This window comes from Streptomyces sp. ISL-100 (genome assembly GCF_018614615.1).
Taxonomy (GTDB): domain Bacteria; phylum Actinomycetota; class Actinomycetes; order Streptomycetales; family Streptomycetaceae; genus Streptomyces.
In genome coordinates this window covers 18,303-33,655 of the sequence record NZ_JAGGOK010000083.1, presented here as the reverse complement: position 1 = coordinate 33,655, position 15,353 = coordinate 18,303, and the positions used below count along the sequence as shown (strand labels likewise).

Below are 15,353 nucleotides of genomic sequence, written 5' to 3'. Positions count from 1 at the left end.
AGCCCCCTCAAGCCCACCGAGCCCGCCGAGTGCCCAGAGTGCCGTCGAGGACGTCGGGCCCACCCCAGCGGCCGCGCTATCCGTCCGGCCGGACCATCGGCAGGATCCGCACCCCTGGGTAACCGTCCCCCCACCCACACCGACCAGGTGCTTGAGGCTCCACCGACCACCGTGGTGGGTGGACGCCACACCCACCCGGGTCACCCCATTCAACTCATGCGTCCCGTCTGCGGACCGGCCGGTCCGCAGGTCGACCGCAGAGGCCGGCCGTCCACCGGTGTGGGTGCTCGTGTGCGTGGGAATGGGGATGTCGCACCAGCGGCCGTTCCCGCACCCGCCGAGCCAGGGGCCGCGCCACCCGCTCAACCTGTCGCGCCCCACCCACTCACCCGACAGCCACCGAACCGACCTCCGCCCATCCCCCACCTCGCGTGCAGGGCGTTTTCCTTTGGGCCGTCCCCGTGGAAAGCGTTAGCGGTGGGCCGGGGCGGCGGGTCAAGGGTGGGCCGCAGGCGCATCGCGCAGCGACGCGACGCAGGAGCGCCCTTGACGCGCCGGTCCGGCCCACCGACCCTGGAGCGCTCGGGAACGACCCGAAACCCCCAGAAGCAAGCCTTGGTTACCGCCCACTCCCGGTGACGCTCCTGCCCCCGCTGGAATGAGCCTGCCTCAGGTGCTCCACGTACTCCCGGCCCGCCGCCAGCATGCCCGGTAGCTCCGCCGCCTCCGGGTACCAGCGCTTCTCGTACTCCCAGCACACCCAGCCGCCGTCGCCGTCGCCGTCGCCGTCGCCGTCGCCGTCGCCGTCGCCGTCGCCGTCGCCGTCGTCGTCGAGCAGCGCGACGCACTCGCCCAGCGGCAGCACGCCCGCGCCCAGCGCCAGCGGGGTCGTGTCGTCGGCCGACGCAATGTCCTTGAGCTGGGTGTATCCGAGGTGAGGGGCCAGTACCGCGTGTGCCGCCGCCGGGGTTTCGCCGCCAAGCCAGGTGTGCATCACGTCCCACAGCGCGCCCACGTTCTTGTGGCCGACCGGGCCGAGGATGCGGGAGGCCGCCGCTCCCGTCCTGTGCGAGTCGTGCGTCTCCAGCAGAATCCGTACGCCCATGTCCGCCGCCGTCTCCGCCGCCAGCCCCAAGCGGCGAGCCGCCGTCGCGTCCGCCTCCTCCTGGCTCTGCCCGTCGCCACCACCGGGGAAGACCCGGACGAACGGCGCGCCAAGGTCGCGGGCCAGCGCCAGCAGGCCGCGAAGCTCCTCCTGCACGGGCTCGTCCTCGCCGGGTGCCGCCACCCGGGCGTACCCCGCCACGGCCAGAATCCGGACGCCCGCGCCGTCGAACCGCTCGACCACGTCCGCCCGTTCCTCCACACCGATGCCCGGATGGACCGGCTCCTCGGGGTGCGCGCGCAGTTCCACACCGTCGTAGCCGGTCTCGGCCGCCAGTCGTACGACATCACTCATCGGCATGCCCGGCACCCCGAGGGTGGAGAAGGCGTACTTCATGTTGATGGTCCTTCCTGAAGGGGCCGAAGGGGGAGTCGCCAGTCCTGGCCCACCAAGTCCGCTCCGTACGACCGGTGTGGCTTCTCGGCGACGAGCGTGAATCCGGCGCGCCGATAGATCTTCCGTGCCGCTGTCAGCACATCATTCGTCCACAGCACGACTTCCCGATAGCCCGCCTCGTAAGCGAAATCGATCACCGTACGGACCAACAGCTCACCCAGCCCGTGGCCGCGCGCCTGCGGATCGACCAGCAGCAGGCGCAGTCTGGCCGTGCCGGGAACGTCGTCCCGTACGCACATCACCGAGCCGACCGGGCGGCCGTCGAGCTCGGCGATCCATACGCGTTCGAGGTGCGGGTCGTGGTCCTGGGCGAAGTCGGCGACGATACGGGCGACCAGCCCCTCGAACTCGCTGTTCCAGCCGAACTCGGCCGCGTACAGCGCGCCGTGCCGCTGCACGATCCAGCCGAGGGCACCCGGCATCGGTTCCCGCAGCACCGGCCGGGAAGGGTTGGGAGAAGGGGTGCGGGAAGAGGCGGTGACGGTGGTGGTGCTTGTGCCCGTCCTCGTGCCCGTGCCCGTCCTCGTGCCCGTGCCCGTGCTCGTGCTCGTGCCCAGGACTTCGCGGATCGTCCGCATCGCGCCCGTCAGGCGCGGCCGCTCCTCAGCCGGTACGCCGGACAGCAGCGACCCCACCGCCTCGCGCGACCGCTCGTCCAGCAGGGCCGCCGCCTCCCGCCCCCGCGCCGTGAGGGTGACCCGCTGGCGTCGGGCATCGTCCTTGGACGGCCCGCGCTCAATAAGCCCGTCCCGCTCGAACTTGGCCAGCAGGCGGCTCAAGTAACCGGCGTCCAGCGACAGCTGCGTGCGCAGGTCCGCCGCGTCCGTACGGGCGGAATGTGCGAGCTCGTAGAGGACACGCGATTCGGTCAGCGTGTACGGGGTGTACAGGTGGCGGCTGTAGTCCAGCGCGCCGATCAGATTCGTATAGAAGCGGTTGAACGCGCGAACTTCCTGAATAGCCATGATCCACCTCGGACTTCCTCAGGTTTCCTTTGACTGAGTCAACGGTAGCGCCTGGGCGGGACAGCGGCGTACGGAAGCTCCGGACGGGGCAGGACTCGCCCATGACAGCAGCAGCAGGGATATGGCAGTTCAGCGACGACCGCGGGCAGTTGTCGTCGGCCGCCCGGTGGCCGACCAGGATCGTCGCCTACATCCAGGCCGGGGCGACCCTCTGGGACCACGGCTTACTTCCGCTGGGGATCTTCGGCTCGTACCACGATGGCGCCGCACCCGACCGCGCCAAGTCCGGCCGGCTGCCGTTCGGCGAAGTCACGTACTTCGGCGCGGGCGCCTCACTCGACCCCGACCGTCTCCTCTCCTCCGGAGCCGACCTCGTCGTAGCCGTCAGCTACGGAGGAGGGCAGGTGTACGGAATCGACCCGGACGCGGCCAAACACCTGGAAGAGCGGGTTCCGGTCGTCGTACTGGAAGTGGGCCAGGGGCGTTCACTCGACTCGATCCGCGGACGCTTCGCCGCACTGGCGGCCTCACTCGGCGGCGCGGAGCCCCCTGTCGCACTGGACGCCGCCCGCGACCGGCTGCGTACGGTCGCCACGGACGACGCACCGCGCGTCCTGGCCCTCTCCCCGGCGGGCGACGAGCAGGTCCACTTCGCCCGACCGCACGCGTGGCCCGACCTGCGCGCCCTGGCCGACCTGGGCGTACGCCTGGTGGAACCGCCCGCCGAGGGCGGCGCGAACTGGTCCACCGTGTCCTGGCCCGAAGCGGCTTCGCTTGCCCCGCCGGTCGTCCTCGCGGACACCCGCGCCAACGCGTCGCCCCTTGAGGCGGCCCGCCTGGGCAACGCCCGCGTGATCCCCTGGAACCCGGAGCTTCCGGCCAGCAGCGCCGCGCACGCACGCTTCTTCACCCGGGTGTCCGAGGCGCTGGCCGGCCGCTGAACCGGGAACCGTGAACCGTGAACCGGCGCGAGGGGGCGGGCCGCGCAGGGGGTGGTGTTCGGGACGTAGAGCGTGATTTGTGGGCAGGGTGCGGGCTTCGCGACTCAGCGCCGTATCGCGCCTAAATCATGCAGTCCCGAACGCCGCCCCCGGAGCGGCACGCCCCCGCCCGTGCCCCACCAGCCTCACCCCCACCTCACCCCCGCGGCGCAGCCTCAGACGGCGCAGCCGTAGACCCCCGCACCATCAGCTCCGCCGGTACGGATGCGATACCCCCCGGCGGCGCCGCCTCCCGCCCCATCGCGAGCCGTCCCGCCCGTGCCCCCGCCTCGTACAGCGGCAGCCGTACGGTCGTCAGTGCGGGCATCGTGTCCGCCGAGAACGGCAGGTCGTCGAAGCCCGCCACCGACACGTCGTCCGGGATGCTCCGCCCCTGCTCCCGCAGCGCAGCGCACGCGCCCAGCGCCACCGTGTCGTTCGCGGCGACCACCGCCGTCAACCCCGGCTCCCGCCGCAGAAGCTCCAGCGTCGCGTCGTACCCCGACCGCCGGTCGTACGGACCGTGCACCGTCAGATGCTCCACCACGTCACCCAGCCCGGCCGCCCCCATCGCCTCCTGGTGCCCCTCCAGCCGATGCCGGGTGGTCGTACGCTCCACCGGCCCGGCGACGTACCCGATCGTCCGGTGCCCCAGTGCCAGCAGATGCTCGGTGAGCCGCCGCGCCCCGCCCCGGTTGTCGAAGGCCAGCGCGGCCACCACCGCGTCCGCACCCCCCGGCAGGGCCAGCGGCGGCCGCCCGCACAGCACCACCCGCGCACCCGCGTCCGCCAGTTTCGCGAGCTTCGCCGCGACCGCCGCCGAGTGCTCGGGGTCCTCGATCGCGCCGCCGGTCAGAATCACCGCGGCAGCGCGCTGCCGCTGCAGCAGCGTCAAGTAGGTGAGCTCGCGCTCGGGCGATCCCCCCGTATTGCAGACGATCGCAAGCTTTTCGCCGCCCGCCCGCCCCGCGCCGGGCCCGCCGGCTCCCTCCGGCCCGCCGATCTGCGACTGAGCCGCCCCGGCCATGATCCCGAAAAAGGGATCGGCGATGTCGTTCACCAGAATGCCGACCAGATCGGACGTCGCGGCGGCAAGTGAACTCGCCGGTCCGTTCAGCACGTAGTCGAGGTCGTCGACCGCGCGCAGCACCCGCTCCCTGGTGGCAGCGGCGACCGGGTAGTTGCCGTTGAGCACACGGGAGACGGTGGCCGGCGACACCTGGGCGCGTGCCGCCACGTCCGCCAAGGTCACTGTCATTGTCGTCCTCCGGGTCTTGTACGAGCAGCTGTCCGCAGGCTAGCTTCATAGCGCATAGAAAGCGCTTGCTATGCCGTACGGAGGGAACTTTCGTGACACGCAAGACAGTGCGCATCGCCATGAACGGCGTCACCGGCCGGATGGGGTACCGGCAGCACCTCGTCCGCTCGATCCTCGCCATCCGCGAACAGGGCGGCCTGGACCTCGGTCTCGGCGACGGCACGGTCCTGTGGCCGGAGCCCGTCCTGGTGGGCCGCCGCGAGCACGCGCTCAAGGAGATCGCCGAACACCACGGCCTCACCGAGTGGTCGACGGACCTCGACGCCGTCCTCGCCGACGAGACGGTCGACATCTACTTCGACGCGCAGGTCACCTCCGCCCGCGAGGAGGCCATCAGAAAGGCCATCGCCGCCGGCAAGCACATCTATACGGAGAAGCCCTCGGCCACCGGCCTCGACGCCGCGCTCGGCCTGGCCCGCCTCGCCCGGGACGCCGGCATCAAGCACGGCGTCGTACAGGACAAGATCTTCCTCCCGGGCCTGCTCAAACTGAAGCGCCTGATCGACGGCGGCTTCTTCGGCGAGATCCTCTCCATCAGGGGAGAGTTCGGCTACTGGGTCTTCGAGGGCGACTGGCAGGACGCCCAGCGTCCCTCCTGGAACTACCGGGCGGAGGACGGCGGCGGCATCGTCGTCGACATGTTCCCGCACTGGGAGTACGTGCTGCACGAGCTGTTCGGCCGGGTCACGACCGTCCAGTCGCACGTCACGACGCACATCCCGCAGCGCTGGGACGAGCAGGGCAAGCCGTACGCCGCCACCGCCGACGACGCGGCGTACGGCATCTTCCAGCTGGAGGGCGGCGCGGTGGCGCAGATCAACTCCTCGTGGGCGGTCCGCGTCAACCGCGACGAACTCGTCGAGTTCCAGGTGGATGGAACGCACGGTTCCGCGGTCGCCGGGCTGCGAAACTGCCGCATGCAGCACCGCAGCGCGACCCCCAAACCAGTCTGGAATCCGGACCTTCCGGTCACGCACTCCTTCCGCGACCAGTGGCAGGAAGTCCCCGACAACGACACGTACGACAACGGCTTCAAGACGCAGTGGGAGCTGTTCCTGCGCCATGTCGCGCTCGACGAGCCGTACGCCTGGGACCTCCTCGCGGGCGCTCGCGGCGTACAGCTGGCCGAGCTCGGCCTCAAGTCGTCCGCAGAGGGCCGCCGTTACGACGTACCGGAGCTGTCGCTGTGACGATCAGACTCCCGCACGGCCGCGCGTACGAACCCCGCACCGAACCCCTCGCGCTCGCGCCGCACGGCGCCCCCCTCACCTCCCGCACGGTCTACTCGGCGGCGCATGTGGTGGCCGACCCGTACGCCGACGTATCACCCGACTCGCCCGCAGCCGTCGACTGGGACGCCACACTCGCCTTCCGCCGCCACCTGTGGTCGCACGGACTCGGCGTGGCCGAGGCGATGGACACGGCGCAGCGCGGCATGGGCCTCGACTGGGCGGGGGCCCGCGAACTTATCGTCCGCTCAGCCGCCGAGGCGAAGGCCGTCGGCGGTGCGATCGCGTGCGGCGTCGGTACCGACCAACTGCCGCCCGGCGAGGCCACCCTGCCGGACGTCACCGCCGCGTACGAGGAACAGCTGGCCCTGGTCGAGTCGACCGGCGCCCGCGCCATCCTCATGGCGTCACGGGCGCTGGCGACCGCCGCCCGAGGCCCCGAGGACTACCTGGCGACGTACGGACACCTCCTGCGCCAGGCGAGCGAGCCGGTGATCCTGCACTGGCTGGGCCCGATGTTCGACCCGGCGCTCGACGGCTACTGGGGGAGTACAGACCTGGACACGGCCACGGAAACCTTCCTGGAGGTCATCGCATCCCACCCCGACAAGGTCGACGGCATCAAGGTCTCGCTCCTGGACGCCCAGCGCGAGATCGACCTGCGCCGCCGCCTGCCGAAGGGGGTGCGCTGCTACACGGGCGACGACTTCAACTACCCGGAACTGATCGCGGGCGACGACCTCGGCTTCAGCCACGCCCTCCTCGGCATCTTCGACCCGCTGGGCCCGCTGGCGGCCGAAGCGGTCCGTACGCTCGACACGGGCGACGAGAAGGCCTTCCGCGCACTCCTCGACCCCACGGTGGAGCTGTCCCGCCACCTGTTCGAGCCCCCCACCCGCTTCTACAAGACGGGCGTTGTCCTTCTCGCCTGGCTCGCGGGCCACCAGTCGCACTTCACGATGGTCGGCGGCCTCCACTCTGCGCGCTCGCTGCCCCACCTTTCCCGGGCGTACGAACTGGCGGACGGCCTGGGCCTGTTCCCGGACCCCCTCCTTGCCGAAACCCGTATGAAGACCTTCCTCACCCTGCACGGAGTGGACCAGTGACCGACGCCCTGTCCAGGCTCAGCATCAACCAGGAGACCATCAAGCAGTGGTCGCTCCCTGAGCTGGCCGAGGGCTGCGTCAAGGCGGGCGTCCCCGGCGTGGGGCTGTGGCGCGCCCCGGTCCAGGAGTACGGCGTCGAGCGCGCCGCCCGCCTGATGCGGGACGCGGGGCTGACCGTCACCAGCCTGTGCCGGGGCGGCTTCCTCACCGGCGCAGGCGCCGACCGCGCCTCGGCGCTCACCGACAACCGCCGGGCCATCGACGAGGCCGCCACCCTCGGGACCAGCACCCTTGTCCTGGTCTCGGGCGGCCTCCCGCCCGGCAGCCGCGACCTGTGCGCGGCGCGCGAACGCATCGCGGACGCGCTGGCCGAGCTGGCGCCGTACGCCGCCGAACGGGGCGTACGCCTGGCCATCGAACCGCTCCACCCGATGTTCGCCTCGGACCGCTGCGTGGTGTCGACCCTGAACCAGGCCCTCGACCTCGCCGAGCGCTTCCCCGTCGACCAACTGGGAGTGGTCGTCGACACCTACCACCTGTGGTGGGACGACCGCCTCGCGGACGGCATCGCCCGCGCGGGCGACCGCATCGCCGCCTTCCAACTGGCCGACTGGATCACGCCGCTGCCCGCCGGCGTACTGCTGGGCCGGGGGCAGCTGGGCGACGGCGCTGTCGACTTCCGCCGCTTCCGCGAACTGGTCGACGCGACCGGCTACGCGGGCCCGATCGAGGTGGAGATCTTCAACGAGGCCCTCTGGTCCCGTGACGGCGCGGAAGTCCTGGCAGAGGTGGCGGACCGCTACGTCACTCACGTCCTCCGATCATGAGCGAAATGCTCCGGCTGCGATCAAGCTTTGATCGTCTGCGGGCATCTTGTGTCCTCGTCAAATAAATCCATATCTCCGTGCAACCGTTCCGCCACTCCGCGGGTCCTACTTGGCATCAGGGCTTCTGGGAGGGGATCCGGGGGGATTCAGGGAGGCCTGTATGGGAGGGGATCTGAGGGGCCCGGTCGACGGACCGGGCCTCCTTGGTTTTCCGCTCACTCGGGCAGTGACGCGGTGAGATCCACTTCAACGAGCTGTCCGCCAAAGCCGAGCTGTGTGACGCCCAGGAGCGTGCTGGCGGTGGTGAACGCCGGACCGATGACCGAGCCGGTGAGACGGCGCCACGCGGCCCCCAGGACGTCGGTGTCGTCGCTGCACACGTAGATCACCGATCGAACGACATGCTGCGGTTGGGCTCCAACCGCAGCCAGTGCGGCCAGTGCGTTTGCCGCGACCTGATCGATCTGCGCGTCCAGGGAACCCGAACCGACGAGGGATCCATCGGGGTCGAGTGGGCACTGTCCCGCCAAGTACGCCGTCCGGCCGGCCTCGACCACGGTGATGTGGTGATAGCCGGGCGTTTCATGCAACTGGTCTGGGTTCGAAGCCATGCCCGGTCGGGCCCTTGCCGAGTTCTTCCTCGAGTACGGCGAACTGGACCTCGGTGACGGTCGGGGAGTTCGCCGGCCCGGCAGAGCGCAGACCCTCCAGGCCGTCCTCGCGCCAGGCCCGGCGCCAGCGTTCCACCGACCGCACACTCACCCGCAGATCCTTCGCGACTGCAGCGGTCTTCTCACCCGCCACGAACCGCTCGCCTGCCTGGAGCCGGATCTTCTCCCGAAATGCCCGACGCTCAGCGGTCAGGCACCCACCCTCCGGATAACGCATACCACCGGCATACCGCAGAGATCATGAACCGTCACTACCCGACGACAACCCGAAAACCTCAGTAGGAGTTCTTAGCCGGCCGTACCCGGGTTGTACGTCGGCATCGCGGATCCCCCGTCGCCGCGCGGGTCGCGCGCGGTGACGTCGAAGTCGCCGGCGGGCGGCGGGCCGAACTCATGGGTGGGGGAGGTGTCGCTGGGGTTCCACTGGCCATCGGGGAGCCGGGCCGCGGGCGGTGCGACGCCGCCCGAGGCGGGCGCGGACATGGTGCCGACGGTGTCCATGCCTTCGAAGTCCTTCGCCGTGGCACGGTCGTTCCACTCATGGCCGTTCGCGGACGAGCGCAGATTCGTGGCTCCCGTACGCATCCGCTGGTCCAGCCCCGCCAGGGCCGGCTTCCAGCTGTCCGCGATGGTCTGCAGGGCTGCGCTGACCTGCCAGCCCGCCAGCGATCCCGCCGCTGTGGCGGATTCGCGTACGGCGGTGCCCGAAGGCCCCTTCATGTCCTGGGCCGTCCCGTCCTCCGCGTGCGCGGAGGCGCGCAGCTCGGCGGGGTCGACCTTGGGCTCTGACGACATGGGTCAACCCCTTTCAGAACTGCTGCTGTTCGGCGTCGGGCGGGAGCATGCAAGGGACGTTGGCGGAGAAGGACATGGAGTCGGGCGAGGTCTTGTTCGGCCTGTTCGTGTTGGCCGAGACGGTGTAACCGTGCTCCTTGTGGATCGCGAGGAGCGAGGCGCTTAGGCGGGCGTCCTGGTATTCGCGGTAATCGGCGATCTCGTATCCATCTTTTTCCAGCTGGCTCTTCAACGCCCGGACGACGGCGGTGTGCTGGGTGGGCGGCAGCTCGGTGAAGACGCGGTAGCGGAAGACGAACCGGCCGTCCTCGGCCACTTCGTCGTTCTCGCCCACGCACCCGGCGTAGCGCGGGACCTCGGTGGAGCGGTCGATGTCGACACCCGCGATGCCGCCCATGTAACCGGTGTAGTCCTTCGCCCACTTCAGCGCGGCTTCCCTGGTCATGCGGGGCAGCGGTGCGTTGATGTCCTTGCTGTCGTCGTCGGCGGGCATGCAGCCTCCTGTGATGAGTACGGCGACCGCGGTGATCGCGGCCCGGAGCGGAGTGGCTCTACCAGGGGAGGAGCGGAACATCGTTGTCCTCCTTGGGGGTCTCCGTCGGCGGCACACCGGCGATGATCTTCCCTTGGTTGTCCAGTGAGACGCTGTCCTCGTCCCAGTAAGCGCTGTGGTCGCCCTGGTTGCTGACTTCGAAGTTGTGGCCGCCGAACGGTTCCTCCATCGGGTTCTCGCCCAGTGTCAGGTCGGAGAAGCCGTCGATGATGCCGTCGTTACTCGATCCGCCGACCCATACGTGGTCCGGGTTCATCTGCAGGTCGGATGCCCTGTCGACGGTCATGCCGGGGCTTCCCGCCACGACGATCTCGTCCGCGCCGAGACCGTCGCCGCCCGCCGCCGCGGCGCCGACGACCGTCGAGCCGTAACTGTGGCCGACGACGGTGGTGTGACTCGGCGGCCCTTCGTGGGAGGCCCGGGTGCCCTCGATGAACTGCCGCAGATCGGGGGCGGCATCCTCGGCGCGGCCCGTTCCACCGACGCTGTTGAAGTCGGTGGCTGAGGCTTCGGGGGCGTCGTAGCCCAGCCAGCTCACGGTCGCCACTGATCCACCATCGCTGTGGTTCGTGGCGGCATCCTGGAGTGCGTCGATGCGGTTGAGCTGCCCCGGTACGCTGTCCATCTCGGTGTTGGTGCCCGGTACGAGGACCGCGGTGTGGTCGGCGGTGTCGGGGTTGCCCATCGCGATGATGGCCCGCCCGTCGCCCTTGGTGTCGTAGCCGAGGAGGTACAACTCCTTGCCCTTGGGAGCCGCGTCACCCTCGTCGAGCCGGTTCTGCAGGACCTCCATGTTGTGCATGCGCTTGCGCAACTCCTGCGGGTTGTCGTCGGGGTAGAGGTCGCTGGGGTGGCCCGCGAAGTGGAGGTAGGCGTTCTCCTGCGTGATCGCCGTGCGGTTGGCGTCGTTGCGTACGGTGGTGGGCAGGCCGTCGGTGGCGCCGATCTCCCGCGGATAGAGCGTGGTGTACTCGCGCTGCTCCTCCGGGCTGAGGGCGTACCACCACGTGGCGGCGGCCTTCGGGTCGTTCTCGGGGATCTGCGGCCCCTCGACGCCGATGGCCTTCATGGCCTCCTTCACGTCCTTTGTGGACTCCATGGTGCCGTTCGGCCCCTGGCCGTCCATGACGTCCCCGTTGAGCAGGGTCAGCGCCCGGTGCCCGTCGGCGCTCCCCTTGCGGGCCTCTTTCAGCGCCTCGTCGATCCACGACCGGTACTCGCCGAGCGGGCCGCTGCGGCCGTTGATGACCTGCTGGCTGTCCGGGTCGTTGCGGGGGAGCGAAGAGGTGGTGGGGTCACTGACCCAGCCGTCGTCGTCGACCTTGTAGTGGTTCTCCTCGGCCCGCTTCACGGCGTTGCGGAGCTTGTTCTGTGCGCTCTCCATCTCGAAGCGCACATCGTCCAGTACGACGGCTATCGCCATGCCTTCCGTCTGGACGATTCCCAGCCGCGCCTCCACATTCTCGAGAAACCGCAGGGCGCTGTCGGCGTCGTCACCCTTCCAGGTGGCGTGGAGCGGCCCTGTCACTTTGGTGCGGTGCCGGTCGACGGCCGCGTCCGCGCACGTGGCGAGCTTCCGCCAGGCGGCTGCTGCTGCCTTCAGGTCGCCGAAATCCTGCTTCATCAGGCGTGCGAAATCCGACGTCATGCCCACCCGGCCTTGCGGGTGAGGGTGATGGCGCGTGGCTGCGTTCCGGAGTTCCGTGAACTTCTCACCAGAAATACCCCCGTATTGACCCAACTGCCTTGTGCAGAGGGGCTGGTTGAGGAATGAGTGTATCCGTGTTCGATGGGGCTGGTGAGACTGGTAGGGCGGTCGGATATTTGCTGCCGACGCGGTCCGCGCGGCACCGATCTGTGGGCCGGCCGTCAGCTGTCCAGGAAGGACAGGTCCAGGCGGCGGAGGCGTTCCGGGTCGTTGAGGGTGTCGATCGCGGTGACCTTTTCGTGCGCGATCGTGAACGACATGACCGAGAGCGCCCGGCCCTCCGAGGTCGCGACGACTCCCACTGTCCCGTTGACCAGCGCGGGGTGTGCGTACTGCGCGAAGCGGGCGAAGGCGATGGCCTGCCCGGCCACCGTCCGCGCGCCGTGGCGTACCAGGCTCCCCAGCGCGCCGCCGTCGGACCGCGCCACCACATCCGGGTCGAGCACCGAGACCAGCGCCTCGAAGTCGCCGCCGCGTGCCGCCGCGAGGAAGGCGTCCACGATCACGCGCTGGCCGGTGAGGTCGGTGTCGGGGGCCGGGGCCCTGCCCTGCACTTGGCAGTGGCCCCGGCTGACCAGCAGCAGGGCTAGGACGTCCCGGGCGTCGCCCTCCAGCGCCGCACGAAGTAGCCAGGGCACGGCGCTGCTCTTCTTCACGGGCGATCTGCTGCGCGAGCACGGCCCAGGCGCGTCATGCACTGAAGTGCACATCCAGACGGCTACGGTCCGTCCTGAGATCGAGAGGAATTCGCATGGGACCTGCGGCAGCGTGAAACGGTGACCATGACTCAATCCCTACATGGAATCGAGTCTCCACTCGAGCCGGGGCGATTCACGGGCCCGGAGGGGGCGGGTGGCCTCGTTGAAGACGGTGAGGATGCGGGGGTAGCCCGGGTGCTCGGGCCGGTCGGCCGCGGAGATCTGGGCAGGGAGCCGGTCAGCGAGAGCGGTGACGGTCTTCCGGGTGATCGCGAGATGTTCAAGATGAGTCTCGGCCTCCCGCAGCCGGCTCTGCAGTTCCTCGATCTGCGTGTTGATACGGGTGATCTTCGTATTCATGCCCGTGAGTCTGGTGGTCTCGCCACCAACACGCACGTGATTAGCCTGCTCGGTTCGGGTGTGAGCTTTCTCGTGACGGCCCAGGACCCGCAGGCCGGGCCGTGACGAGCGGACGCGTCAGGCGCCGATGCGGCCGTCCCTGACTGCGGTGACGAACGACGACCAGCCGTCAGCCGAGAAGACGAGCGCCGGGCCGTTCACGGCTTTGCTGTCCCGTACGGGCACTCCGGCGTAGCCGCGCGCGACCTCTAGGCATTCACCTTGGTTGCCGCCGCTGTAGCTGGACTTGTACCACCCGGCGAGGACGGACGAGTCGGAGACGGTGTGCTCACTGTTGACCATATTCGTGTTCCTCTGCTGCCGCCCTGACGAGGGCCAGTGACTCCTGCTGCGACATCGCATCGCTCAGTGCAAGAGCGTAGGCCGTCTGACTAGCACTCACCAGGGCCGGATCATCCAACAAGTGTCCGGTGAGTAGTCCTTCGACGTAGGCAGCCGGTGCGGAGTCCTCGAAGTTCATGAGCGTGAGCAGGCCCTCCAGGAGCGCGTGGGCCCCGACCCCGAACGGCAGCACATGCAGCCGCAGCCGGCCGGTCTCGGCCATGTCCGCGATCTTGCGTAGCTGTTCAGTCATGACGTGGGGTCCGCCGACCCGGCGCCTGAGCACGGCTTCGTCCAGCAAGGTCCATAGGACCGGGTTCAACGGGCCGTCGAGAATCCGGGAGCGCTCTGTTCGAATGACAACGTCCCTGTCAAGTTCTTCCCGCGTGTGATTCGGCCGGTAAGCGCGGAACAGCGCACGCGCGTAGCTGTCCGTCTGAAGCAGGCCAGGGACCAGGGAGAGCGCGAACTGCTGGATCAACTCCGCCTGTTGCTCCAATTCGGCAACGGCCGCGAAGTGATCGGCGTACTTCGTCTCCAGATCCTGCAACCAGCGCGCGAAGAACCCGTCCGTCCCCAGCGCCCGGTCGATCCGCTGCGCGTCATCAGGGTTCGGGAGCCGCCTTCCTGCCTCGAAGTGGCTGATCAGTGTTGGTGAGCACACCACCTGATCGCCCAGGGCCTCCTGGGTAAGGCCCGCCGCTGTCCGGCGGAGTCTCAGTTCCTCTCCGTACTTCTCACGTGGCGTACGCGGCTTGCGGCTTTTCTCCATGCGGCCAACTCCCCGACCTGACGGGCGCGCTGTCAAGCTCCGACTACTGGCAGCGTAGCCAGGGGTGACGCCACTGTGTGAGGGGTTCGCTACACAAAGCAGCGATCGCGCGTCAATGCACAGAGCAGACCCCCGCGGCCGATGTGAACGGCCCGGGGGCATGGCCAACCTGAAGAAAGCAGGTCGACATGAGGGACTGTATCGCCCGTATCTTCGAGCAGCTGTCGCGGTTTCTGTTCCCCCTGCACGGGGAGGGCAGCGCACAACAGCGGGCGAGGCGGCGGGCGCTGTGGCTCGCGGTGCACGGGGTGGACGTCGGGCCTCGGCTGATTCATGGGGTGGAGGTCGCCGCGTGAAGAGTGAGCACCGGACGGTGCGACTGCTGCCGTGGGCCGGCCCGGAGGGTAAACCGTGCTACGTCCTCGGCGACGGCACCGGGTATGTGTCCCGCTTTGCGGACAACACCGAGAGCGTGCAGCTCGGCATGGCGGGCGATCTGCTCAGTCACGCGGCCGATCTGCTCGCCGACGGCAGAGCGACCAGCAGGCAGCTGCACTACCTCGCCAGCAGGCTGACCGAGTCGCTGCGTGACGTCAAGCGCGTCGCGGAAAGCAGGGGAGGGCTGCTGAGTCAGTTGATGCCCGACGAGGATGGAGGCCCCGAGGCTGAGCGAGGGCACGGCGACAGCTAGGTGATTGGGGGGAGGGCGACTCCCAACGGGAGTGAAGCACTCCTTCAGGGGCGACCCATGCGGTTCACGGGGCGGGTGGTTCCGGTCGGCTTTAGCATGGGCGCTCTCGTCCGTACCCACCACCGAAGGAGCTGATCATGGTCCTCGAAGTGGACCCGGAGGCCTGCGAGAGAACCCCGGAGGCCGTTCGGGTGGCGCTGCAGCGACGCCCGGACTGGCTTCAGGCGTTCGAGCAGGAATGGCTGAGTGCGGCGGCCGATTTCGATCACGCGGCCCTGGACGGTGTACTCGACAAGTGGTTCCCCTTTGCCTGTGCCTGCGCGACTCCCGGCTACCTGGACGATGTGGAGCACACCATCAAGCGCATGGCGGAGGGCGACACCGAGGGGATGGTCTTCCGCGACGAGGAAGGCAACGCGTACGACGCGGACAATCATCCGGTGAATGCGAGGGGCGAGGGGTGAGCGCCTACGCGATCCGTTACGCGGACCGGGCTGCTCGGCGCAAGGCGGCGCTCTCCGCACCTCAGCGCACTTCACTCGCAGAGCTTGAAAAGCGTCTCGCACTCAACCCATTTGGTCCGCCCGCTACGAGCAACAGAGACAACAGCTGGTCGGCGGCGTTCACCGGCGGATTTGTGACGTACGTCGTTTCGAACCGCCATATCGTGATCAATGTGGTCGACCTGGTGGCGCTCTGAGCGCCGCCCGCCCTCTGCGTACCGCGAGTGACAACCGA

Annotated in this window: 20 protein-coding genes; 8 read left to right on the top strand and 12 right to left on the bottom strand. The window is 69.2% G+C overall.

Annotated features, from left to right (window positions below; genetic code table 11):
* Positions 1 to 619: 619 nt before the first annotated feature.
* Together J7E89_RS33325 and J7E89_RS33320 are read right to left on the bottom strand one after the other, a co-directional pair.
* Positions 620 to 1,501, bottom strand: coding sequence for a sugar phosphate isomerase/epimerase (locus tag J7E89_RS33325; protein WP_214978942.1), 882 nt, complete (start codon positions 1,499 to 1,501; stop codon positions 620 to 622).
* Positions 1,498 to 2,526 carry a helix-turn-helix domain-containing GNAT family N-acetyltransferase gene (locus J7E89_RS33320; protein ID WP_214978940.1) on the bottom strand — a complete coding sequence of 343 codons (1,029 nt, stop codon included), beginning with the start codon at positions 2,524 to 2,526 and terminating at the stop codon, positions 1,498 to 1,500. The genes J7E89_RS33325 and J7E89_RS33320 overlap by 4 nt, the downstream gene beginning before the upstream one ends.
* Positions 2,527 to 2,627: 101 nt before the next feature.
* Here J7E89_RS33320 and J7E89_RS33315 point away from each other — a divergent pair, with 101 nt between their 5' ends.
* Entirely contained in the window at positions 2,628 to 3,467 is an 840-nt protein-coding gene (locus J7E89_RS33315) for an ABC transporter substrate-binding protein (RefSeq protein WP_214978938.1), read from the top strand.
* A gap of 196 nt (positions 3,468 to 3,663) precedes the next feature.
* Here the strand turns inward: J7E89_RS33315 and J7E89_RS33310 are convergent, their stop codons facing one another.
* A complete protein-coding gene (locus J7E89_RS33310) occupies positions 3,664 to 4,764 on the bottom strand; it encodes a LacI family DNA-binding transcriptional regulator (RefSeq protein WP_214978937.1) in 1,101 nt (366 codons plus the stop codon).
* A 92-nt stretch (positions 4,765 to 4,856) separates the two neighbouring features.
* Here J7E89_RS33310 and J7E89_RS33305 point away from each other — a divergent pair, with 92 nt between their 5' ends.
* Genes J7E89_RS33305 through J7E89_RS33295 form a run of 3 tightly spaced genes read left to right on the top strand, consistent with a single transcriptional unit; the run spans position 4,857 to position 7,986 of the window.
* The gene (locus J7E89_RS33305; RefSeq protein ID WP_214978935.1) at positions 4,857 to 6,014 is read left to right on the top strand and encodes a Gfo/Idh/MocA family protein; all 1,158 of its coding nucleotides are present in this window, start codon (positions 4,857 to 4,859) and stop codon (positions 6,012 to 6,014) included.
* Positions 6,011 to 7,159 carry a dihydrodipicolinate synthase family protein gene (locus J7E89_RS33300; RefSeq protein WP_214978933.1) on the top strand — a complete coding sequence of 383 codons (1,149 nt, stop codon included), beginning with the start codon at positions 6,011 to 6,013 and terminating at the stop codon, positions 7,157 to 7,159. Before J7E89_RS33305 ends, J7E89_RS33300 begins: the two co-directional genes overlap by 4 nt.
* Positions 7,156 to 7,986: a sugar phosphate isomerase/epimerase gene (locus J7E89_RS33295; protein ID WP_214978931.1), complete on the top strand. Its 831-nt coding sequence runs from the start codon at positions 7,156 to 7,158 to the stop codon at positions 7,984 to 7,986. Before J7E89_RS33300 ends, J7E89_RS33295 begins: the two co-directional genes overlap by 4 nt.
* Positions 7,987 to 8,201: 215 nt before the next feature.
* Here the strand turns inward: J7E89_RS33295 and J7E89_RS33290 are convergent, their stop codons facing one another.
* From J7E89_RS33290 to J7E89_RS33250, 9 genes are all read right to left on the bottom strand, one after another.
* Positions 8,202 to 8,597, bottom strand: coding sequence for a RidA family protein (locus J7E89_RS33290; protein WP_214978929.1), 396 nt, complete (start codon positions 8,595 to 8,597; stop codon positions 8,202 to 8,204).
* Complete coding sequence (locus J7E89_RS33285) at positions 8,569 to 8,874, bottom strand: helix-turn-helix domain-containing protein (RefSeq protein WP_214978927.1); 306 nt, start codon at positions 8,872 to 8,874, stop codon at positions 8,569 to 8,571. The genes J7E89_RS33290 and J7E89_RS33285 overlap by 29 nt, the downstream gene beginning before the upstream one ends.
* Positions 8,875 to 8,945: 71 nt before the next feature.
* Positions 8,946 to 9,452 carry a type VII secretion target gene (locus J7E89_RS33280; protein ID WP_214978926.1) on the bottom strand — a complete coding sequence of 169 codons (507 nt, stop codon included), beginning with the start codon at positions 9,450 to 9,452 and terminating at the stop codon, positions 8,946 to 8,948.
* A 13-nt stretch (positions 9,453 to 9,465) separates the two neighbouring features.
* Complete coding sequence (locus J7E89_RS33275; RefSeq protein ID WP_214978923.1) at positions 9,466 to 10,026, bottom strand: hypothetical protein; 561 nt, start codon at positions 10,024 to 10,026, stop codon at positions 9,466 to 9,468.
* Complete coding sequence (locus J7E89_RS33270; RefSeq protein ID WP_214978921.1) at positions 10,004 to 11,653, bottom strand: alpha/beta hydrolase; 1,650 nt, start codon at positions 11,651 to 11,653, stop codon at positions 10,004 to 10,006. The genes J7E89_RS33275 and J7E89_RS33270 overlap by 23 nt, the downstream gene beginning before the upstream one ends.
* A gap of 221 nt (positions 11,654 to 11,874) precedes the next feature.
* Complete coding sequence (locus J7E89_RS33265) at positions 11,875 to 12,369, bottom strand: hypothetical protein (protein ID WP_214978919.1); 495 nt, start codon at positions 12,367 to 12,369, stop codon at positions 11,875 to 11,877.
* 138 nt (positions 12,370 to 12,507) lie between these two features.
* Positions 12,508 to 12,771: a hypothetical protein gene (locus tag J7E89_RS33260; RefSeq protein WP_251061427.1), complete on the bottom strand. Its 264-nt coding sequence runs from the start codon at positions 12,769 to 12,771 to the stop codon at positions 12,508 to 12,510.
* A 117-nt stretch (positions 12,772 to 12,888) separates the two neighbouring features.
* A complete protein-coding gene (locus tag J7E89_RS33255; RefSeq protein ID WP_214978917.1) occupies positions 12,889 to 13,113 on the bottom strand; it encodes a DUF397 domain-containing protein in 225 nt (74 codons plus the stop codon).
* Entirely contained in the window at positions 13,100 to 13,924 is an 825-nt protein-coding gene (locus tag J7E89_RS33250; RefSeq protein WP_214978915.1) for a helix-turn-helix transcriptional regulator, read from the bottom strand. Before J7E89_RS33250 ends, J7E89_RS33255 begins: the two co-directional genes overlap by 14 nt.
* Positions 13,925 to 14,112: 188 nt before the next feature.
* On the opposite strand from J7E89_RS33250, the gene J7E89_RS33245 reads away from it, so the two are divergent.
* The 4 genes from J7E89_RS33245 (at position 14,113) to J7E89_RS33230 (ending at position 15,315) form a co-directional block, all read left to right on the top strand.
* A complete protein-coding gene (locus J7E89_RS33245) occupies positions 14,113 to 14,280 on the top strand; it encodes a hypothetical protein (protein ID WP_214978914.1) in 168 nt (55 codons plus the stop codon).
* Positions 14,277 to 14,615, top strand: a complete 339-nt coding sequence (locus J7E89_RS33240; protein ID WP_214978912.1) for a hypothetical protein — start codon at positions 14,277 to 14,279, stop codon at positions 14,613 to 14,615. The genes J7E89_RS33245 and J7E89_RS33240 overlap by 4 nt, the downstream gene beginning before the upstream one ends.
* A 137-nt stretch (positions 14,616 to 14,752) precedes the next feature.
* Positions 14,753 to 15,079, top strand: a complete 327-nt coding sequence (locus tag J7E89_RS33235) for a DUF6247 family protein (protein WP_251016094.1) — start codon at positions 14,753 to 14,755, stop codon at positions 15,077 to 15,079.
* Positions 15,076 to 15,315, top strand: coding sequence for a hypothetical protein (locus J7E89_RS33230; protein ID WP_214907630.1), 240 nt, complete (start codon positions 15,076 to 15,078; stop codon positions 15,313 to 15,315). Before J7E89_RS33235 ends, J7E89_RS33230 begins: the two co-directional genes overlap by 4 nt.
* The last annotated feature ends 38 nt before the right edge of the window (positions 15,316 to 15,353 follow it).